General features: G+C 41.8%; 19 protein-coding genes and 3 tRNA genes. 6 read left to right on the top strand and 16 right to left on the bottom strand.

What is annotated here, in order from left to right; translation table 11 throughout:
- Positions 1-7: 7 nt before the first annotated feature.
- The 3 genes from BKK50_RS00695 to BKK50_RS00685 all read right to left on the bottom strand — a co-directional run bounded on the left by BKK50_RS00695 (position 8) and on the right by BKK50_RS00685 (position 328).
- Positions 8-84, bottom strand: a tRNA-Arg gene (locus tag BKK50_RS00695).
- A gap of 53 nt (positions 85-137) precedes the next feature.
- Positions 138-214, bottom strand: a tRNA-Arg gene (locus BKK50_RS00690).
- Positions 215-234: 20 nt separating this feature from the next.
- Positions 235-328: transfer RNA gene (locus BKK50_RS00685), tRNA-Ser, on the bottom strand.
- 305 nt (positions 329-633) lie between these two features.
- Here BKK50_RS00685 and BKK50_RS00680 point away from each other — a divergent pair.
- Positions 634-2,088: an oligopeptide:H+ symporter gene (locus tag BKK50_RS00680; RefSeq protein ID WP_077414360.1), complete on the top strand. Its 1,455-nt coding sequence runs from the start codon at positions 634-636 to the stop codon at positions 2,086-2,088.
- A gap of 13 nt (positions 2,089-2,101) precedes the next feature.
- Complete coding sequence (locus BKK50_RS00675; protein ID WP_077414358.1) at positions 2,102-3,898, top strand: aminopeptidase P family protein; 1,797 nt, start codon at positions 2,102-2,104, stop codon at positions 3,896-3,898.
- A gap of 183 nt (positions 3,899-4,081) precedes the next feature.
- Here BKK50_RS00675 and rep read toward each other — a convergent pair whose 3' ends face one another.
- Genes rep through waaA form a run of 4 tightly spaced genes read right to left on the bottom strand, consistent with a single transcriptional unit; the run spans position 4,082 to position 8,059 of the window.
- Positions 4,082-6,094 carry a DNA helicase Rep gene (gene rep, locus BKK50_RS00670; RefSeq protein WP_077414384.1) on the bottom strand — a complete coding sequence of 671 codons (2,013 nt, stop codon included), beginning with the start codon at positions 6,092-6,094 and terminating at the stop codon, positions 4,082-4,084.
- Between the two features lie 5 nt (positions 6,095-6,099).
- Positions 6,100-6,312, bottom strand: a complete 213-nt coding sequence (locus tag BKK50_RS00665; RefSeq protein ID WP_077414356.1) for a YceK/YidQ family lipoprotein — start codon at positions 6,310-6,312, stop codon at positions 6,100-6,102.
- Positions 6,300-6,779, bottom strand: coding sequence for a pantetheine-phosphate adenylyltransferase (gene coaD, locus BKK50_RS00660; RefSeq protein WP_077414353.1), 480 nt, complete (start codon positions 6,777-6,779; stop codon positions 6,300-6,302). The genes BKK50_RS00665 and coaD overlap by 13 nt, the downstream gene beginning before the upstream one ends.
- Positions 6,776-8,059: a lipid IV(A) 3-deoxy-D-manno-octulosonic acid transferase gene (gene waaA / locus BKK50_RS00655; protein WP_077414351.1), complete on the bottom strand. Its 1,284-nt coding sequence runs from the start codon at positions 8,057-8,059 to the stop codon at positions 6,776-6,778. Before waaA ends, coaD begins: the two co-directional genes overlap by 4 nt.
- Before the next feature lie 61 nt (positions 8,060-8,120).
- Between waaA and BKK50_RS00650 the strand changes: the two genes are divergently transcribed.
- On the top strand, positions 8,121-8,879 hold the full coding sequence (locus BKK50_RS00650) for a glycosyltransferase family 2 protein (RefSeq protein ID WP_077414349.1): 759 nt from the start codon (positions 8,121-8,123) through the stop codon (positions 8,877-8,879).
- 48 nt (positions 8,880-8,927) lie between these two features.
- Here the strand turns inward: BKK50_RS00650 and tpiA are convergent, their stop codons facing one another.
- Entirely contained in the window at positions 8,928-9,695 is a 768-nt protein-coding gene (tpiA, locus tag BKK50_RS00645; protein WP_077414347.1) for a triose-phosphate isomerase, read from the bottom strand.
- Positions 9,696-9,867: 172 nt separating this feature from the next.
- Here tpiA and BKK50_RS00640 point away from each other — a divergent pair, with 172 nt between their 5' ends.
- Together BKK50_RS00640 and xerC are read left to right on the top strand one after the other, a co-directional pair.
- Complete coding sequence (locus BKK50_RS00640; protein WP_077414345.1) at positions 9,868-10,302, top strand: GNAT family N-acetyltransferase; 435 nt, start codon at positions 9,868-9,870, stop codon at positions 10,300-10,302.
- On the top strand, positions 10,302-11,189 hold the full coding sequence (gene xerC / locus BKK50_RS00635) for a tyrosine recombinase XerC (RefSeq protein WP_077414343.1): 888 nt from the start codon (positions 10,302-10,304) through the stop codon (positions 11,187-11,189). The genes BKK50_RS00640 and xerC overlap by 1 nt, the downstream gene beginning before the upstream one ends.
- Positions 11,190-11,313: 124 nt before the next feature.
- Here the strand turns inward: xerC and galU are convergent, their stop codons facing one another.
- From galU to BKK50_RS00595, 8 genes are all read right to left on the bottom strand, one after another.
- Entirely contained in the window at positions 11,314-12,201 is an 888-nt protein-coding gene (galU, locus tag BKK50_RS00630) for a UTP--glucose-1-phosphate uridylyltransferase GalU (protein WP_077414341.1), read from the bottom strand.
- Between the two features lie 29 nt (positions 12,202-12,230).
- A complete protein-coding gene (gene csrA, locus BKK50_RS00625) occupies positions 12,231-12,422 on the bottom strand; it encodes a carbon storage regulator CsrA (protein ID WP_077414339.1) in 192 nt (63 codons plus the stop codon).
- A gap of 81 nt (positions 12,423-12,503) precedes the next feature.
- On the bottom strand, positions 12,504-15,128 hold the full coding sequence (gene alaS / locus BKK50_RS00620; RefSeq protein WP_077414337.1) for an alanine--tRNA ligase: 2,625 nt from the start codon (positions 15,126-15,128) through the stop codon (positions 12,504-12,506).
- A gap of 257 nt (positions 15,129-15,385) precedes the next feature.
- Positions 15,386-15,811 carry a universal stress protein UspA gene (uspA, locus tag BKK50_RS00615; RefSeq protein ID WP_077414335.1) on the bottom strand — a complete coding sequence of 142 codons (426 nt, stop codon included), beginning with the start codon at positions 15,809-15,811 and terminating at the stop codon, positions 15,386-15,388.
- 80 nt (positions 15,812-15,891) lie between these two features.
- Positions 15,892-17,205: a Xaa-Pro aminopeptidase gene (gene pepP, locus BKK50_RS00610; protein WP_077414333.1), complete on the bottom strand. Its 1,314-nt coding sequence runs from the start codon at positions 17,203-17,205 to the stop codon at positions 15,892-15,894.
- Between the two features lie 27 nt (positions 17,206-17,232).
- Entirely contained in the window at positions 17,233-17,787 is a 555-nt protein-coding gene (locus BKK50_RS00605) for a YecA/YgfB family protein (RefSeq protein ID WP_077414331.1), read from the bottom strand.
- Positions 17,788-17,897: 110 nt separating this feature from the next.
- Complete coding sequence (gene groL, locus BKK50_RS00600; protein WP_077414329.1) at positions 17,898-19,541, bottom strand: chaperonin GroEL; 1,644 nt, start codon at positions 19,539-19,541, stop codon at positions 17,898-17,900.
- A gap of 72 nt (positions 19,542-19,613) precedes the next feature.
- Positions 19,614-19,904 carry a co-chaperone GroES gene (locus tag BKK50_RS00595; protein ID WP_077414326.1) on the bottom strand — a complete coding sequence of 97 codons (291 nt, stop codon included), beginning with the start codon at positions 19,902-19,904 and terminating at the stop codon, positions 19,614-19,616.
- A gap of 219 nt (positions 19,905-20,123) precedes the next feature.
- On the opposite strand from BKK50_RS00595, the gene aspA reads away from it, so the two are divergent.
- Positions 20,124-21,542 (top strand): aspartate ammonia-lyase, encoded by a 1,419-nt coding sequence (gene aspA, locus BKK50_RS00590; protein WP_077414324.1) that lies wholly within the window; start codon positions 20,124-20,126, stop codon positions 21,540-21,542.
- Positions 21,543-21,600 lie beyond the last annotated feature (58 nt).

The following is a 21,600-nucleotide window of genomic DNA, read 5'->3' as shown; positions in this document are numbered from 1 at the left end:
AGGGAAATGGCGCACCCGAAAGGATTCGAACCTTTGACCGCTCGGTTCGTAGCCGAGTACTCTATCCAGCTGAGCTACGGGTGCGTAGTGACGTTTTAAATATCCTTAACCATTTAGAAGATAGAGCCGCTTCAAAATGGCGCACCCGAGAGGATTCGAACCTCTGACCGCTCGGTTCGTAGCCGAGTACTCTATCCAGCTGAGCTACGGGTGCAGAATAAATAAAATCGCAAATGGCGGTGAGAGAGGGATTCGAACCCTCGATGGAGTTTTTGACCCCATACTCCCTTAGCAGGGGAGCGCCTTCAGCCTACTCGGCCATCTCACCACAATCAGTGCGTGGGCGGTATAATACGTTTTTTTGAAAATATGTCAAACCCTTTTTTGAAAAAGCCCGGTTGTTTGAATATTTTCTCTTCATATTGTGCAAATAAAGTGCGGTCATTTAAAGCATTATTTTTTAGCCGCACTTTCCCTTCATTTTAATTGTTGACTTTTTGTTAAATGGTTGTTAGATAGTTAATGGCTTGCTTTATTGGGGCATATGTCGATATTTTAGGTTATTTTTACTAACCAAGTCTGACAAATATTAATTTCTAGTACATCCTAGACCTCTATAAATAGGAGAGCACAATGTCTAACAATACCTCACCAAATCAAAAAAAATTCTTTGGTCATCCATCCCAATTATCAACATTATTCCATATTGAATTATGGGAACGTTTCTCTTTCTATGGTATGCAGGGTATTTTGCTAATTTACCTCTATTATTCCGTAGAAAATGGTGGGTTGGGGATTGATAAAGCCATTGCCGGCGCTATTGTGGGTGCCTATGGTGGTAGTGTTTATCTTTCAACAATTTTTGGCGCATGGCTTGCAGATCGTATTTTAGGCACAGAAAAAACACTTTTTATTTCCGGTGTGATTGTTATGCTCGGGCATATTATCTTAGCGCTTGTACCGGGATTAACCGGATTATTTATCGGGATGATTTTTATCGCCCTTGGAAGCGGGGGAGTAAAGTCATCTGCAAGCGCTATGGTAGGATCATTATATGAAAGCGATGAACTCAAGCCACTACGTGATGCAGGTTTTTCTCTCTTTTACATCGCTATCAATATTGGGGGATTTTTAGGCCCACTCTTAACAGGATTATTACAAAGCAACATCGGGTTTCATTACGGCTTCGGGATCGCTGCCATAGGTATGGCATTGGGACTTTGGCGTTATGCACTTGGGCGCAAAAACCTACCCAAACCACCTATTCCGCACCCACTAACAAAAAACGATGCTCAAAAAGTCGCAATCCTCACCCTTGTGATCAGTGTGGCACTTGTTGGCGTGATTACCAGCGGTTGGCTCACATTGAGTAATTTTTCTAATGTGTTGTTAATCATAATCATTGCAGTGGTTATCCTCTACTTTTCCCGCTTATTAACCAATAAACACGTTAGTTCGGAACATCAACGCTATATTACAGCCTATCTTCCCTTATTTATTATCACTTGCCTATTTTGGGCAGTATGGTTTCAAGTTTATACTGTGGCGACCGTTTATTTTGATGAAACCGTTGATCGCAGGATTGGAGGCTTTACTGTGCCGGTTTCTTGGAAAGATTCCCTTCAAAGTATGTGGATCATCCTATTCTCCGGTGCGATGGCGGCACTTTGGACAAAGTTGAATAAAAAACAGCCGAAGACACCATTAAAATTTGCCATTGCTATGTTATTACTCGCCCTTTCCTACCTTACTTTTGTTCCCTTTATTATCACTAACACACCAATGCCAATGTTTGTATTCTCACTGATATTATTAGGTATTAGCTTGGCTGAATTATTTCTTTCGCCAATATCGCTTTCTTTTTCAACAAAGATCGCCCCACCGATGTTTAAAACGCAAATGGTTGCACTCAACTTCCTCGCCCTTTCTCTAGGATTTACTCTAGGCGGTGTATTATTCAAAGATTATTTGAATACAGAAACCCCTGTCGATTTTTATTTATTATTATGTATGATTGGTGCTATCAGTGGCGGTGCTTTGCTGTTTTTAGTACCAAAACTCAATCGTATGCTAAAAGGTATAGATTAAAAAGGAGAACAAAATGAAGATGACACAACAACTTGAAGATTTACGCCAAGCAATGCAACAACAAGGATTTCACGCTTGGATTATCCCCTCCGCAGATCCTCACTTGTCCGAATATTTGCCGAAACATTGGCACACAAGACGCTACTTTTCCGGTTTTACCGGTTCTGTCGGTACACTTGTCGTGACAAAGGATAAAGCGGGGCTTTGGGTTGATAGCCGTTATTGGGAGCAAGCCTCCCATCAACTTGAAGGAAGCGGTATCACGTTGCAAAAAGTTGGGCAGGTGATGTTTTTCCCCGAATGGCTTGCCCAAGAATTACCTGAAAATTCGGTGGTGGGGTGTGCTTCCGATATGCTTTCGCTTACTGCGCAGCGACAACTCCAGCAAGCATTTGAAACGAAATATATCCAACTCAATACGTCTGCGGATATTGCCAATACACTATGGATAGATCGCCCTCCACTGCCTTCTGAGGCGGTCTATCCCCATCATTCAAACTTTGTTTCGGAAAGTACCGGAGAGAAATTGGCACGCATACGTCAAGCGATGAAAGAGCAAGGCGCAGATGGGCATTTCATCTCATCCCTTGATGATATTGCGTGGATCACCAATTTACGCGGCAATGATGTACCTTATAATCCGGTATTTTTATCTTACTTATTCATCACGTCAGAAAGTGCGGTCTTATTTATTGATGAAACAAAACTGAATGCCGATGCCTGCCTTCTTCTCGAACAGTCAGGTATCACGCTTGCGCCTTATGAGGACGTCCCCAGCACCGTAAAACAAATTGTTGGCACACTATTAATTAATCCGGACAAAACTGCTATAAGTGTTTTACAACATTTATCGGACAAAGTTCGCCTCATTGAGAACATCAATCCATCAACATTATTTAAGTCTATTAAATCCTCTAAAGATCTTGAGCATATCCGTGAAGTGATGCGACAAGATGGGGTAGCATTATGTGAATTTTTTGCAGAATTTGAACACAACCTCGTCAATAATATTGCGATGAATGAGCTTGATATTGACACAATGTTGTACAAGTATCGTAGTCAACGCCCAGGGTTTGTTTCATTAAGTTTTAATACCATCGCCGGTTTCAACAAGAATGCCGCCCTTCCCCATTACTCCGCTACACCTGACTCTTATAGCGAGATTAAAGGTCATGGCTTGTTATTAATTGATTCCGGTGCACAATACCTCGGTGGAACGACAGATCTTACTCGTGTTGTCCCAGTGGGAAATGTTTCACCTGAACAAAAACGGGATTATACCCTTGTGCTCAAAGCACATATTGCATTGGCGGAAACGATTTTCCCTGAAAATATTAACGCCACATTAATTGATGCGATTTGCCGAAAACCGCTGTGGCAAGCACAATGTAACTATGGTCATGGAACAGGGCATGGTGTCGGTTATTTTCTGAATGTACACGAGGGACCACAAGTAATTTCTTACCTTGCGCCACAAAACCCATATCAGGCGATGAAAGAAGGGATGATCACCTCCAATGAACCGGGGCTTTATCGTCCTGGAAAATGGGGGATAAGAATTGAAAATCTTGTGGTCAATCGTGCGGTTTCTCAACCGCAAGAAATCGAATTTGGACGTTTTCTTCATTTTGAAGATCTCACTCTCTGCCCGATTGATACACGCTTAATTGAAGTATCACTGATGACTGAAAACGAAATTAGATGGCTGAACGGCTATCACACTAAAGTAAGAGAATCACTGCTTCCGCTCACCGAGGGGGCTGCACGAGATTGGTTATTGCAACGTACAGAAATCATCACGAAGGGCTAAGAACAACAAAGTGCGGTTAAAATTCAAGACATTTTTTCGGTATGATATCGCTGTTGCATACACTTTATTTAGGCTTTATTGAGGGGACACGCAGTGTGTCCCGACTTTCATTGAAATAACTGTTTTTGTGCATTGGCGATATCATACCGAAATTTTTAACCGCACTTTTCAATGTTTTTAAGGTTAGCTGTTTAAAATAGAACGTAAACGATCCAACTGGCTTTGTGTCTGCTGCTGTTTTTGTTCTGCGGTGAGCTGAGGTTTATCCCGTTCCCAAAGCACATCATCATTCGGTAATTCAGCTAAAAATCGGCTCGGTTCCGGGCGGATCAGATCACCATATTGACGGCGTTCACGACACAGGGAAAAGGTTAGTTCTTTTTGCGCTCGGGTAATCCCCACATAGGCTAGACGCCGCTCTTCCTCCACATTATCTTCATCAATGCTGGTTTGATGCGGCAAAATGCCCTCTTCCATCCCGATCAAATACACATAGGGAAATTCTAAGCCTTTCGAGGCATGCAGGGTCATCAGCTGAACTTGATCGCTTTCTTCATCATCTTCCCCCCGTTCCAACCTATCACGCAAGGTTAAACGGGCAACCACTTGATTGAGATTCATCGGTTCGCTCATTTCATCCCCTTTCAGCATATCCGCTACCCAATCAAACAGCGTGGCGACATTCTTACTTTGCATTTCTGCCGCTTTTGGCGTGGTGGCATATTCATACAAATATTCCTCATAATGAATGGAGGACAACATAGCACGAACGGCACGTTCCGGTTCTGAACGTTGCACTTCATCATTTAATGCCACCATCCAACGACCGAATTTTTGCAAGGCATCATAGGCTTTTGGGGTAACCCGTTGAATAAGCTCAAATTCGAAAATGGCTTCAAACAGGCTAATCTGCTTTTCTTGGGCAAGCTCACCCAGTTTTTGCAAGGTTGCCGTGCCAATCTCACGTTTGGGGGTATTCACAATGCGTAAAAATGCCGCATCGTCATCTTGGTTTACTACTAAACGCAAATAGGCCATCATATCTTTGATTTCTGCTCGGGAGAAAAAAGAGGTGCCACCGGAAATTTTATAGGGTATACGGTTTTGCATCAGCACTTTTTCCAATAAACGGGATTGATGATTGCCTCGATACAAAATGGCGTAATCCTTATATTTTGTCTTACGACTAAAACGATGAGCGATCAACTCGGCGACAATGCGTTCAGCTTCGTGTTCTTCATTCTTTGCCTCAATCACCAGCAGTTTTTCTCCTTCGCCAAGATTGGAAAACAATTTTTTGTCGAACACGTGCTCATTATTATCAATCAAGATGTTGGCACAATGTAAAATACGCTGGGTGGAACGATAATTTTGTTCTAATTTAATCACTTGTAAATGAGGAAAATCATTTCGCAAACGCACCATATTTTCAGGTCTTGCCCCACGCCAAGAATAAATGGATTGGTCATCATCCCCCACCACGGTAAAACAGGCTCGTTCCCCCACCAGCAGTTTGATTAACTCATATTGGCTGGTATTGGTATCTTGATATTCATCCACCAGCAAATAGCGAATTTTTTGTTGCCATTTTGACCGCACTTCTTCATTTTGTTTGAATAATAAAGTGGGGAGCATAATCAAATCATCAAAATCCAAGGCATTATAAGCACGGGTTTGGGTCAAATAGCGTTCATAACATTTGGCAAAGGTTTGATATTTGGCATCCCGTGCTAAAGCATAGGCTTGCTTGGGCGAAACCAAGTCGTTTTTCCAGTTGGACATCACCGAAATGAGTTCACGCAGCAGATCTTTGTCTTCTTTTAGCACATCGGCGGTGAGTTCTTTTAATAAAGCCAATTGATCGTGTTCATCAAACAAGGTCATATTGGCTTTAAAGCCCAATGCCTTATATTCCCGTTTGATAATATCAAAACCGAGGGTGTGAAAGGTGGAGACCGTCAGCCCTTTCGATTGTTCCTTTCCGATGGAATGCGCCACCCGCTCTTTCATTTCTCGGGCAGCTTTATTGGTGAAGGTCACGGCGGCAATTTGTTTCGGAGAATAACCGCACTTTGCGATCAAGTGCGCAATTTTGTTGATAATCACACGGGTTTTGCCGGAACCGGCGCCGGCAAGCACCAAGCAAGGGCCGGTCACATAGTCCACGGCGTGTTGTTGTTGGGGATTGAGTTTCATCATAGTCATTGCGTCCATACAGAGGGCAATAAAACGGTATCAAGTAAAAAAGATAGAGGCAAATCCAAAATAGGTAATCCCCATTTTTGCGCCATTTCCAAATCATAGGCGACAATGGCATAAATGGTATAATCCGCTGAAGGATCAATCCATTTCACCACGGTACCACAACCGGATAAGGTAAAAAGTGCGGTTAAAATGAAGGCTATTTTGGGCATCGTGTTTGTAAGGCGTTAAAGACTATTGTTGGTACAAGTGCTGCCACATCACCACTATGTAAATAAATTTCACGCACGATAGTGGAAGACACAAATGCCCATTTCTCAGTAGGGGGGAAGAAAAGACTTTCCACGCCATTTGTGAGGAGGCGATTAAGGGCGGCAAGTTGGAGTTCGTATTCAAAATCGGTAGTGGTTCGCACCCCTCGGATAATTGCCGTTACATTATGAGCCTTAATCACATTTGCCAGTAAATCGGAAAAACCAAAGACTTCAACATTTTCGAGATGCGAAACGGATTGTCGGGCAAGTTCCACCCGTTCTTCCAAAGAAAACAACGGCTTTTTACTTGGGCTTTCTGCCACTGCCACCAAAACGTTGGGAAAAATGACCGCACTTCGCTCAATAATATCCAAATGCCCATTCGTGATGGGGTCAAAAGTACCGGGATAAATCACCGTTGTCATACTTTACGCTCCAAATAAGGCGTTAATAAATCAAATAAACGGGATAATGCCCCTTTATTTTCCACTAATATTTCATAACCGGCATAACCTAAACGCAAACGGGCTTTTTTTGAGATGAGTAATGTTTCCACTGCCCGCTCTAATGCTCCAGCGGTTGAATTAACTTCAAACACGCCTTGTACCTCAAGTAGTGTTCTAAATACTTCGGTGAAATTAAAGGTGTATCTGCCACTAATAACCGGAATTTTAAATGCTAATGGTTCAAGAGGATTGTGCCCACCGTGTTTTACAAGGCTCCCCCCTACAAAAGCAATATCGGAAATACCGTACATCAACATCATTTCCCCCATGGTATCGCCCAAAATCACTTGTGTGTTCGCATTTGGCAATTCACCGGAAGAACGGCGAATAAATGGGAATTTTTCTTTTTCAATTAACCTAGCGACTAAATCAAAACGCTCAGGATGGCGTGGTATGAGCAATAAAAGTAAATGAGGATATTTTTTCAGCAATCGGCGATGTGCTTGTAGAATTATTTCTTCTTCGCCCTCATGTGTGCTTGCGGCAACCCAAATTTGGCGCTCTTTCACCCATTGTTCATGGAGTTGTTGAACTTTCTCAAGCAAACCGTGGCTGAGGGTTAAATCATATTTAATATTACCGGTCAGGTGAATTTTTTCTTTTGGGTAACCTAACTCAATAAAACGTTTTTCACTAATTTTATCTTGGGGGGCAACCAAACTAATTTGCGACCACATTTCTTGTAAAAGAAATCGCACTTTGCCATAGCGCTTAGCGGAACGGGCGGATAAACGGGCATTGGCAACAATAAAGGGAATATTACGTTGATGCAATTGTTTGATTAAGTTTGGCCAAAGCTCCGTTTCAAGCACGATACAAAGTTTGGGTTGGATAAAATCAATAAAACGGTTGATCGCAAAGGGAAGATCATTGGGTAAATAACAATGCGTCACAGTATCCCCAAAAGCTTCTTTCACCCGATCCGACCCTGTTGGGGTTACGGTGGTGAACGTGATAGGTAAATCAGGATAATGTTGTTGAATACGGCGAACCAACGGTGTGGCAGCAATGACTTCACCGACAGAGGCCGCATGAATCATCACCCCATTTGTTTTTGGGCGAGCCAAGTTAGCATAAAAACCGTAGCGTTCACTTATTCTTTTACGATAATTCGGTGCTTTAAAGCCCCGTATCCACATAAAGAATAATAGCAATGGCTGGCTCAAATACATCAAGATGGTATAAAAAAAACGCCACATAAATTAAATTCGGTTATACTGGAAAAAATTTTCAGTAGTATAGCAAAAAAAGGATCAAAATATGCCAACAATTAGCGTTGCGATGATTGTGAAAAACGAAGAAAAAGATCTTGCATTATGTCTAGACACGGTAAAAGATTGGGTTGATGAAATTATCATTTTAGATTCCGGTAGCACAGATAATACGAAAATTATCGCCTCAAGCTATGGGGCAAAATTCTATGAAAACACCCATTGGCAAGGATTTGGTAAACAACGCCAAATCGCCCAACAGTATGTCACTTCCGACTATGTCCTTTGGTTAGATGCCGATGAACGGGTCACCCCTGAATTGCGGAAATCCATTCAACAGGCGGTAGCACAAAACGCAGAAAATACTGTCTTTAAGCTCCCAAGAGTAAGTGAAGTCTTTGGGCGGGAAATTCGCCATTCCGGTTGGTATCCCGACTATGTGGTTCGGCTCTATCGCACCAACTACGCCGGCTATGATGATTCGTTAGTGCATGAAAAAGTGATCTATCCAAGCCACACCCGGGTTGAAAAATTAAAAGGTGATTTACAACATTTCACCTATAAAAGCATTTATCATTATTTGGTGAAATCTGCCGGTTATGCCAAAGCCTGGGCCGACCAACGCCAAGCGAAAGGTAAAAAAGCCACACTCTGGCAAGGCATAAGCCACGCCATAGGTTGTTTTGTAAAAATGTATATTTTAAAAGCGGGTTTTTTAGATGGAAAACAAGGCTTTTTACTGGCTGTGCTTTCCGCTCATTCCACTTTTGTGAAATACGCTGAACTGTGGGAACGGGAACAACATTAAAAAAGTGCGGTTGAATTTAACCGCACTTTCACTTCTAATGATAAAAAACTAATTTTTCGCTGCGGCGGCTGCTTTGACAATCACCGCAAATGCCGGGGCTTTAAGAGAAGCGCCACCGACTAATGCACCATCAATATCCGGCTGAGTAAATAATTCAGCAGCGTTTGCATCGTTCACAGAGCCACCATATTGGATAATCACTTGATCCGCTACGGCTTGAGATTTCGCTGCGATATGTCCACGAATAAAAGCGTGAACCGCTTGCGCTTGTGCCGGAGTTGCCGATTTTCCGGTACCGATTGCCCAGATTGGCTCATAGGCAATCACTGCCCCGTTAAAAGCATCCACGCCTAAGGCGTTAATTACTGCATCAATTTGACGAGCGCATACTTCTTCGGTTTTGCCCGCTTCATTTTCTTCTTCGGATTCACCAATACATAACACCGGCACTAAATCCGCCTCTTTTAATGCAGCAAATTTTTTCGCAATAAATTCATCACTTTCTTTGTGATAAGTGCGGCGCTCGGAGTGGCCGATGATAATATATTTTGCACCGAAATCTTTTAACATTGCCGTTGAAATATCACCGGTAAATGCACCTTGTACATTTACATCCACATTTTGTGCACCAAGGGCGATTTGGCTACCCACTAATGAGGCTTCTGCCTCCGCTAAATACATCACAGGTGGGGCGATTGCCACATCACAGCCTTCCACGCCGGATAATTCAGCTTTTAATCCTTCAATTAATTCTTTGGTAAAAGCTTTGCTACCGTTTAATTTCCAGTTTCCCATCACTAAAGGACGACGTGCCATTTTTGTTTCTCCATATTAATTAATAAATGCGGCTACTATACCAAATTTTCGCTTGGATTCTTTGTTAAAAATCACAAATTTTAAAAATTTTTTCCTGAGTGCGTGATTCTTCAACCTGAAAAAGCTACAATTTACTGTATAGATCAAATAAAAAATAACCAATTTTATTAATATGAAGATTTTCAAAGCAGAACAATGGAATATTGAAGTGCTTTTGCCTCTTTTTGAACGTTATCGCCTCGCCAATGGAATGACGGAAAATCCTGACCGCACTTTAACTTTCCTCAGTAACCGAATTCGTTTCAATGAAAGCCTTTTTTTTATTGCCGTTAATGGGCAAAATGAAGCCGTTGGTTTCGTTCAACTCTATCCACGTTTATCTTCATTACAATTACAACGTTATTGGCAGCTGACAGACATTTATGTCGTTGATGGTGCTCAGCAAACCGAAATTTATACTGCGTTAATTTCTAAAGCGAAGGAATTTGTACTTTATACCCAATCAAATCGCTTGGTTGCTGAATTAGGACAGGCACAACATGAGTTATTAGAATTTGAAGGTTTTAAATTGAACCCGAAAAAAAGTCTGTTTGAACTGAGTTTATAATGCACACCGAATTACAATCTTACTGGGATTATTTGCGTATTGAACGTCAGGTTAGTTCGCATACTCTCGCCAATTATCAACGACAACTCAATGCTATATTAGCGTTACTTGCCACACAAGGTATCCAACAATGGCAACAAATTACCCCTAGTGTTGTACGTTTTATCTTGGCTCAAGGCAAAAAAGAAGGACTTAAAGAAAAAAGCCTTGCATTGCGTTTATCCGCACTTCGTATGTTCCTCAATTACCTTGTTCAGCAAGGAAAACTGAAAGCCAACCCAGCGACAGGTATTTCAGCGCCCAAACAAAGTAAACGTTTGCCCAAAAATATTGATGGTGACCAAATTCAGCTGCTCCTTGCCAACGACAGCAAAGAACCAATTGATATTCGTGATCGGGCTATTTTGGAATTAATGTACAGTTCTGGCTTGCGCTTATCGGAACTACAAGGATTGGATTTAAGTAGTATTAATATGCGTGCGCGTGAGGTTCGTGTGTTAGGGAAAGGTAATAAGGAACGTATTGTGCCTTTTGGTCGTTATGCCTCACAGGCTCTTCAACAATGGCTTAAAGTGCGGTTATTATTTAATCCAAAAGATGAGGCGCTATTTGTTAGTCAGCGAGGAAATCGTATTTCTCACCGAGCCATCCAAAAACGTTTGGAAACTTGGGGAATCCGCCAAGGTTTGAATAGCCATTTAAATCCACATAAACTTCGCCATTCTTTTGCCACCCATATGCTGGAAGCCAGCGCAGATTTACGGACTGTGCAAGAATTGCTCGGACATAGTAACCTTTCAACCACACAAATTTATACTCACCTCAACTTCCAACACCTTGCCGATGTTTACGATCAAACTCATCCTCGTGCTAGACGTAAAAAATAAAGTGCCGTTAAATTTTCAAATTATGTTTGGAATGTGTTAGACGTTTATAACATCGTTTTCAATTATTTTGTGCTATATAAGAATATAAAAAAGAGCGGAAATTTGACCGCTCTTTTCACTACTTTTACAGATCTTTCGCAAGGTTTTTAATAAATGCTTTAAAATCCTTGCCTAATTTTTCGTGTTGGATTCCGTACTCAACAAAGGCTTCCAGGTAACCGATTTTGTCACCGCAGTCAAAAGAACGACCCGTCATATGAAAGGCTTCTACGGTTTCTTTTTCAATGAGCATATCAATTGCATCTGTCAATTGAATTTCGTCACCGACACCTATCGGTGTTCTTTCCAATAAATCCCAAATAGCAGTTGAGAAAACATAGCGTCCAACAACAGCAAGGTTAGACGGTGCATCTTCAACAGAAGGTTTTTCAACAATATTATTAATTTTAGCACTCTCACCACCATGCAATGCTGTACCGCCACAATCAGCAATACCATAGCTGCTCACATCCTTTTGAGCAACAGGTGCTACCATAATCTGGCTGGCTTGGGTCTCATTGAAGCGTTTGATCATAGCAGATAGATTTTCTTTCGACTGATCTGCACTAAAATCAGCAAGTAATACATCAGGTAAAACCACAGCAAAAGGTTCATTTCCTACTAGCGGACGACCACATAATACTGCGTGACCTAAGCCTTTTGCATTACCTTGACGAACGTGCATGATGGTAACATCTTTCGGACAAATCGAACGGACTTCTTCAAGAAGTTGGCGTTTAACACGTTTTTCCAACATTGTTTCAAGTTCAAAAGATGTATCAAAATGGTTTTCGATAGCATTCTTTGATGAATGGGTCACAAGCACAATTTCTCTAATTCCGGCAGACACACATTCATTTACCACGTATTGAATCAGCGGTTTATCCACCAACGTAAGCATTTCTTTTGGAATTGCCTTCGTGGCAGGTAACATACGCGTGCCTAAACCGGCTACGGGAATAATTGCTTTCATACTTTAAAATCCATTAAATTTTTGAATGATCAAGGTGAATCATTAGAAGATTCATCTTGTGTCTGCTTAATTCGTTGGTAAATTTCTTCTCGGTGAACTGATACTTCTTTAGGTGCTTGAACACCGAGCTTTACTTGGTTTCCACGTACACTCAAAACCGTGATAGAAATATCATCTCCAATAAGTACACTTTCGCCAACTTTACGAGTTAAGATTAACATCTTTTATCTCCTTAGTTTGCATTTATTAGATATCCCTATCAATCAAGGAACGGTTGGCAATCCCACCAACCAAGGCTTGTACTACAGATTTTCGTTTAACCAGTTCTGTGCCACAATTAATGCTTGTGCCACATTTTCCGGTTGGGAGCCTCCTGCCATTGCCATATCCGGGCGACCACCGCCTTTACCACCAACCTGTTGAGCCATAAAATTTACAAGCTCACCAGCTTTCACTCTGGTAGTTAAATCGCTTGTCACGCCAACGACGAGGTTGACTTTTTCATCTAAAACAGATGCAAATACGATAACGCCTGAGCCAAGTTGATTTTTTAGATCATCAACCATGACACGTAGCGATTTTGTTTCAATACCATCTAACTGATGTACAATGACTGAAACGCCATTAATTTTGACCACACTTTTTGCCAAATCGGAACCAGCTTGCATCGCCGCCTTTTCTTTTAGACTTTGCAGCTCTTTTTCCCCTTTCTTCGCTTTATCTTGAAGTTGTTGAATTTTATCGGTAAGGCTATTGATATCGGACTTCAATAATTCTGCACTTTGGGTCAAAATATACTGTTGGTCTAAAATCCAATCTATGGCATTTTCGCCTGTTACCGCTTCAATACGGCGAATACCTGCAGCGACAGCGGTTTCAGCGGTAATCTTAAACAAACCAATATCGCCGGTTCGTTTTGCGTGGATTCCTCCGCAGAGTTCAATGGAGAAATCCCCCATTGTTAATACACGAACTTGATTCGCATATTTCTCACCAAATAGTGCCATTGCTCCTTTTGCTTTTGCGGCTTCAATGTCCATAATATCCGTTTGGATTAGGAAATTGGCACGTATTTTTTGGTTCACAAGACGCTCTATTTCCGCAAGTTGCGCTTTGCTGATTGCCTCAGGATGAGAAAAATCAAAGCGCAATGCATTATCTGCAACAAGTGACCCTTTTTGAACCACGTGACTACCTAATAATTGGCGTAATGCAGCATGTAACAAATGGGTGGCAGAATGGTTGAGTGAGGTTTGATGGCGACGTTCAATATCCACGACAGCATTCACAATTTGACCGACAGAAAGTGAACCATGTTCTAATTCACCAATATGACCGAATACCTGACCATACTTTTGTGTATCTTTTACGTTAAAAGAAACACCTTGCGTCAATAAATAACCGCTGTCACCGATTTGACCACCTGATTCTGCGTAGAATGGCGTATTTTCTAATACCACTACGGCACTTTGTCCGGCTAAAATTTGCTCTACTGACTTACCATCATGGAAAAGTGCGGTCACTTTTGCCAATGATTCCGATTCGGTATAGCCTTCAAATTTGGTTTCGCCTTCAACACGAATGACATTGTTATAATCGACCCCAAACTGACTTGCAGCCTGCGCACGGGTACGTTGTGCTTCCATTTCTCGCTCAAAGCCCGCTTCGTCAATGGTGATATTGCGCTCACGACAGACATCGGCGGTGAGATCCAATGGGAAACCATAGGTGTCATACAGTTTAAATGCCACTTCACCGGAAAGTACACCATTTTTAACTTCGGAAAGCGCCTCATCCAAAAGCGCTAGACCTCGTTCTAATGTGCGAGCGAATTGTTCTTCTTCCAAGCGCAATAATTTTTCAACATTCGCCTGCTTTTCTTTTACATCTCGACCGGCTTCTGCCATAACTTCAATTAAAGTCGGCACCAACTTATAGAAAAAGGCTTCCTTGGCACCGAGTAAATGACCATGACGCACCGCGCGGCGGATAATGCGGCGTAATACATAACCGCGCCCTTCATTTGATGGGATTACACCGTCTGCAATCAAATAAGCGCAAGAACGAATATGATCCGCAATGACACGTAAAGATTTATTACTTAAATCAGTTGTGCCGACAACTTCAGCCGCTTTAGAAACGAGTGTTTTAAAAATATCAATATCATAATTTGAGTTAACATGCTGTAATACGGCAGAAATCCGTTCTAACCCCATACCGGTATCTACAGACGGACGAGGCAATTTCTCCATTGTTCCGTCAGCCAAACGATTGTACTGCATGAAAACAACGTTCCAAATTTCAATATAACGATCGCCATCTTCCTCTGGTGAACCCGGTGGTCCGCCCCAGATATGCTCACCGTGATCATAGAAAATTTCCGTGCAAGGACCACAAGGACCGGTATCGCCCATCGCCCAAAAATTATCAGAAGCATAAGGCGCACCCTTGTTATCGCCAATTCTGATAATGCACTCTGCCGGTATACCCACCTCTTTATGCCAAATATCATAGGCTTCATTATCCGTTTCATACACGGTAACCCACAATTTTTCTTTAGGTAAACCAAGCCATTGTGGCGAAGTTAAAAACTCCCAAGCAAAATTGATCGCATCATGTTTGAAGTAATCCCCAAAGCTGAAATTACCCAGCATTTCAAAGAAAGTGTGGTGACGTGCAGTATAACCCACATTTTCTAAATCATTGTGTTTTCCGCCAGCTCGAACACAACGTTGCGCTGTTGTTGCGCGCAAGTAAGGGCGTTTATCCAAGCCAAGGAAGACATCTTTAAATTGGTTCATTCCCGCATTGGTAAAAAGTAACGTAGGGTCGTTTTCGGGGACAAGCGAGCTACTTGCGACAACTTGATGCCCTTTACTATGGAAAAAATCAAGGAACGATTGTCTGATTTCCGCTGTTGTTTTCATCGTAAACCTATTGTTAAAAATAATTTAAAGTTAAAAACTAAAACGCATTATTCTTGCATATTTTTTAAGTTTAGAGAAAGGCTTTTTAATGGTAATCCTCTATCTTTGTTTATTATTTAGTCTACTTATTGACTTTTTTATAAAAACATACTTGAATAAAACGTTCATTGAAACTTAAAAATAAAAACCGCACTTCATAACTTGATTTGAGAAGTGCGGTTAGAATTTATTTCAGATTGCTAATAAACAAATGCTATTTATTCGTCACGAAGTGGAACAACTAACATATCAATTTTAATCGAATTCATCACTTGACGTGTTGATGACATTAATTTACTCCAAAAATCTTGATGATGACCCGTTACCAATAAATCAACATCATACTGTTCAATTGCATCAGCAAGCACCTGACGTAAATCACCGCTACCACTCAATTTTTCCTGAATTGGATAGCCTGCATTTTCAGCAAGGTCTAGCAACGCCTTTTGAGTTTCACTTGAAATGCGATCTTGCATAGAAGACATATTGACATCAATCAATCCCGTATAAAGATCCGAAAAATTCACATCTACGTGGATAAGTGAAAGTTTCGCCTCATGGCGTTTGGCAATACCGGCTGCTTTTTTTAATAAGAATGCACTTTCATCGGAAAGATCCACTGCGACTAAAACATGTTTATACATAATCGACTCCTTATCTGATCGGGTTATCTTTCTTTTGGAATCATAGTAACACTTCAATATCTAAAAAAACTTGCACTAGATCACATTTTGAGAAATTGTCTATTTTTTTGCATGAGATTTTCGATCGCCTCAATTTCTTTTGGGGCTGCCGCAGTTAAGATCTTATTTCCATCTTCCGTGATGAGTAAATTATCCTCAATACGTACACCAATACCTCTATATTGTTCCGGCACATTGGCATCTTCAGAAATATACAAACCGGGCTCAACGGTCAGCACCATACCGACCTCTAATATTCTACTGCGTTCTTCGCCGTACTCCCCAGCATCGTGTACATCTAAACCGAGCCAATGCCCCAACCCGTGCATATAAAATTGACGGTAGGCTTTTTGTTCGATAAGCGCCTCTACATCACCTTGTAAAATGCCTAAATCCACTAAGCCTTGCACTTTGATACGAATCACCTCATCATTCGCCTGTTTTATGGAATTGCCCGATATCAATAATTCAATGGCTCGTTTTTGTGCTTTTAATACCAGTTCATAAATCTCACGTTGGGGTTGGCTAAATTTGCCGTTTACAGGAAAGGTTCTTGTGATATCACCGGCATACATCGCAAACTCACAGCCGGCATCAATCAACACTAAATCTCCATCTTTCAAGGCTTGATCGTTTTCTGTGTAATGTAAAATACAGGCATTATTTCCCCCTGCGACAATGGAATTGTAAGAAGCAAAACGTGCGCCATGACGATTAAATTCATACAAGATTTCACTTTCAATTTCATATTCAAAACGATTGGCTCGGGTTTCCTGCATCGCTTTAATATGGGCTAATGCGGTGATTTGCCCTGCTTGTTGCATGAGGCGAATTTCATTCGGTGATTTAATTAAACGCATTTCGCTCAATATAGGACGCCAATCCAAAAAATCAGTAAAATTAACCGCACTTTCTGAAAGCAATTTGTCTCCCCACAAATGAAACGCCGGTACATAATAAAGTGCGGTCAAATTTCGTGTGATTTTTGGGAAATGAGCAGAAAAATCATCAATAGCATAAGCCTCATCAATATTGAGAATTGGCGGGGCATATTCCACCCCTAAACGGCGACCATTCCAGGTTTCAAGTAAAGGGTCACGTGGTCGAAGGAAAAGGATGGCTTTTTCAGTTTGTTCGGTTTTCACTAACAGTAGAGCGGCATTCGGTTCATTAAATCCGGTCAAATACCAAAAATAGCTGTCTTGGCGAAACGGGAAATCACAATCGTTGTTGCGGCGTTTTTCAATTTCGGAAAAAACTAACAAAGCAGAATTGGGTTGCATTTTCGCCAATGTTCGTTGGCGGCGTTCGATGAATTCTTCTTGCGGTAGGTTCGCCATATATGCCAAATCCATTTTTCCTCCTTTATCGAAGTCGTTCAATTAGTGTAACAGCGGTTTTTCTACACTGGGCGATTGATTAAAGTGAGTATAAAACAACGTGGCAATCGTGCGGAGGTATTCAATGATTTCTTCAAGTGCTTCGCTCATTTCTTCTTCATTGTCGTCATCTTCATCATACCCGAGTTGGCAAATATCATGTAAATCCTCAACGGCTTCGCCGATTTCACCTTTTTCTCTGTCTAAATGCGGTTGCGCTAATCCTATACCCAGCAAAAAATGATTTGCCCATTCGGATAAACTGTCAGCACGGGCAAAGACATTTTCATTTTCCGTTAAGCCCAATTCAAAAGAAAAGCTTTCTACATCCGCTAATGCGGTGGAAATAGTTTGATAGAACTCGCTCACTTGTGCGAAAAGTGTGGTTGGATAGGCGTGATTGTCATTGGTAAATTGGTAAAGCAGAGGTTGCCAACTTTGATCGTTGATTCCGCCACAAATTAAGCCGCTTAAAAAGCCGTGAAGTTCTGTTGCATTAATCCCAATACCGTTGGATTTAAGTTGTTGATCTAGTTTGATTTGATCCATGGTTATCATTCATTTTAATGGTAAAAAACGGTATCCAGTGTACCCTTTTAGCTATAAAAAAGCGACCGCTTTTCCAATGGAAAAACGACCGCACTTTTTATCTTATCATCGGGGGAAAATTACATCATTCCGCCCATGCCTCCCATACCGCCCATTCCGGCACCTAGATCGGCTTTTTCTTCTTTTGGCAGCTCAGTTACCATACATTCGGTGGTAATCATTAAGCCTGCAACCGATGCAGCAAATTGTAATGCAGAACGGGTCACTTTTGTTGGATCTAAGATCCCCATTTCTAACATATCACCGTATTGTTCGGTGCTGGCGTTATAACCGAAGTTACCTTCGCCCGCTTTCACCGCACTTGCCACAACAGAGGCTTCTTCACCGGCATTAGTCACAATTTGACGTAAAGGCGCTTCCATTGCACGCAATGCAAGTTTGATACCCACATTTTGTTCTTCATTGTCACCCTGTAGGCTTGCAGCCACTTTAGAAGCGGCACGCACTAACGCTACACCACCACCGGCAACGATACCCTCTTCAACCGCAGCACGGGTTGCGTGTAACGCATCATCTACACGGTCTTTTTTCTCTTTCATTTCCACTTCGGTTGCCGCACCTACTTTGATTACCGCAACACCGCCGGCTAATTTTGCCACACGTTCTTGAAGTTTTTCTTTGTCGTAATCAGACGTTGATTCTTCAATTTGCTGACGAATTTGCGCCACACGACCGTTAATTTGTGCCTGATCTCCTACGCCATCAATAATGGTGGTGTTGTCTTTATTGATCACCACACGTTTCGCCTGACCAAGATCTTCTAATGTCGCTTTTTCAAGCTCCATACCAATTTCTTCAGAAATCACGGTACCCGCAGTGAGAATCGCAATATCTTGTAACATGGCTTTACGGCGATCACCAAAGCCCGGCGCTTTCACTGCAGCCACTTTCACAATACCACGCATGGTGTTCACCACGAGGGTTGCAAGGGCTTCACCTTCTACATCTTCAGCGATAATTAATAATGGTTTGCCGGCTTTCGCCACCGCTTCTAATACCGGTAATAATTCACGGATATTGGCAATTTTTTTATCCACTAATAAGATATACGGGTTATCCAATTCAACGGTTGCCGCTTCCGGTTTATTGATAAAGTATGGAGAGAGGTAACCACGGTCGAATTGCATACCCTCTACCACCGCTAATTCATCTTCAAGACCTGTACCGTCTTCTACGGTAATCACCCCTTCTTTCCCCACTTTTTCCATTGCTTGTGCAATTAACTGGCCGACAACGCTGTCGGAGTTAGCGGAAATCGTTCCCACTTGCTCAATTTCTTTTGAGGTTTCGCAAGGTTTAGACAGGTTTTTAAGCTCAGAAACCACCGCACTAACGGCTTTATCAATCCCACGTTTTAAATCCATTGGGTTCATACCTGCCGCCACTGCTTTTAATCCTTCGCTCACAATCGCTTGCGCAAGAACTGTCGCAGTGGTTGTACCATCACCGGCGGCATCATTGGCTTTGGACGCCACTTCTTTCACCATTTGTGCGCCCATGTTTTCAAATTTATCTTCTAATTCAATTTCACGCGCCACAGACACCCCGTCTTTGGTGATGGTTGGTGCCCCGAAAGATTTATCTAAAATCACATTACGACCTTTCGGACCAAGGGTGACTTTTACTGCATCAGCTAAAACATTCACGCCTTTTAACATTTTTGCACGGGCATCATTGCCAAATTTTACATCTTTTGCTGCCATTTTATTTTTCCTTTCTCAGTTATTTGTTATCTCAAGTGATGAAAAGTGCGGTCATTTTTCACCGCATTTTCATTATTCTACAATTGCTAAAATATCGTTTTCAGAGATGATGAGCACTTCCTCACCATCGATTTTCTCGCTTTTGGCGCCATAGCCTTCATTAAAAATGACGGTATTTCCCACCTTCACATCTAAAGGCTGAACGGTACCATTTTCTAAAATACGACCTTTCCCCACCGCTAAGACTTTTGCACGGGTGGATTTGGTTGCCGCAGAACCGGTTAGTACAATACCACCGGCCGATAAGGTTTCCACTTCTTCACGTTTAATAATGACACGATCATGTAATGGACGAATATTCATTGTTAATTTCCTTCTAAAGTTTGAAATGCGTTTACTATAATAGGGTGCAAAATTCCCCTTTCAAGGGGAAAATCAAAAAAATTTTCCCTAAAAAAACTAATGCGAAAAATGAAAATATGTCGTGATAGCCCATTTTAAAATTGTGATCTCGATCAATTTTTTTCTTATAGAAATTTCTATAATGGCGACGAATTAACTAACCCAAATAGGTGGATGACTATGACACAATTTAGAACAGAAGTGGATTTACTCGGTGAACGCAAAGTCCCGGCGGAGGCTTACTGGGGCATTCATACATTAAGAGCGGTTGAAAATTTCAACATTTCGAATGTCACCATTTCTGATGTGCCTGAATTTGTCCGTGGAATGGTAATGGTGAAAAAAGCCACTGCGCTTGCCAACGGTGAATTAGGCGCAATTCCGGCAGACATTGCAAAAGCCATTGTTGAGGCATGTGATGACATTCTAACAACAGGAAAATGCCTCGACCAATTCCCATCGGATGTTTATCAAGGTGGTGCTGGTACATCGGTGAATATGAACACCAATGAAGTGGTGGCAAACCTTGCATTGGAAAAGATTGGGCACAAAAAAGGGGAATATCATGTGATCAATCCGATGGATCACGTCAATGCCAGCCAATCGACTAATGATGCCTACCCAACCGGGTTTCGTATTGCCGTTTATAACAGCATTTTGAAACTGGTCGATAAAATTCAATACTTACAAGAAGGCTTTGAAAATAAAGCAAAAGAATTTGCCAACGTATTGAAAATGGGACGTACCCAATTGCAAGATGCCGTGCCAATGACCGTAGGTCAGGAATTTAAGGCCTTTGCGGTATTACTTGAAGAAGAAGTACGCAATTTGAAACGAACCGGCGAATTGTTGCTTGAGGTCAACCTTGGTGCCACGGCGATCGGTACCGGTCTAAATACCCCTCAAGGCTACACTAAACTTGCTGTAAAACATCTTGCAGAAGTGACCGGCTTACCTTGTACACCGGCTGAAAACCTCATTGAAGCCACCTCTGACTGCGGGGCTTATGTGATGGTTCACGGTGCCCTAAAACGTACTGCGGTGAAACTCTCCAAAGTCTGTAATGACTTACGTTTACTTTCTTCCGGTCCACGTGCGGGCTTAAAAGAAATCAACCTTCCGGAATTGCAAGCAGGTTCTTCTATTATGCCGGCTAAAGTGAATCCGGTGATCCCTGAAGTGGTCAACCAAGTTTGCTTTAAAGTGATCGGTAACGACACAACCGTCACTTTCGCCGCAGAAGCTGGTCAATTACAATTAAATGTGATGGAACCGGTTATTGGTCAGGCGATGTTTGAATCTATCGACATTTTAACGAATGCGTGCGTAAACTTACGTGACAAATGTGTGAACGGTATTACCGTAAACAAAGAAATTTGTGAAAACTACGTCTTTAATTCAATCGGTATCGTGACTTATCTTAACCCATTCATTGGTCATCACAATGGCGATTTAGTGGGGAAAATCTGTGCGGAAACCGGCAAAGGCGTACGTGAAGTCGTGCTTGAAAAAGGGCTATTAACCGCAGAGCAATTGGATGATATTCTTTCTGTGGAAAACTTGATGAACCCGACTTACAAAGCAAAATTAAACAAATAGTTTAATGCCTTAAGAAAAACGAAAGTGCGGTTAAAATTCTCGGTATTATGTAGCAAAT

Source organism: Rodentibacter rarus (genome assembly GCF_001998965.1).
GTDB classification, from domain to species: Bacteria; Pseudomonadota; Gammaproteobacteria; order Enterobacterales; family Pasteurellaceae; genus Rodentibacter; species Rodentibacter rarus.
This window is presented reverse-complemented; position numbering and strand designations above follow the sequence as displayed.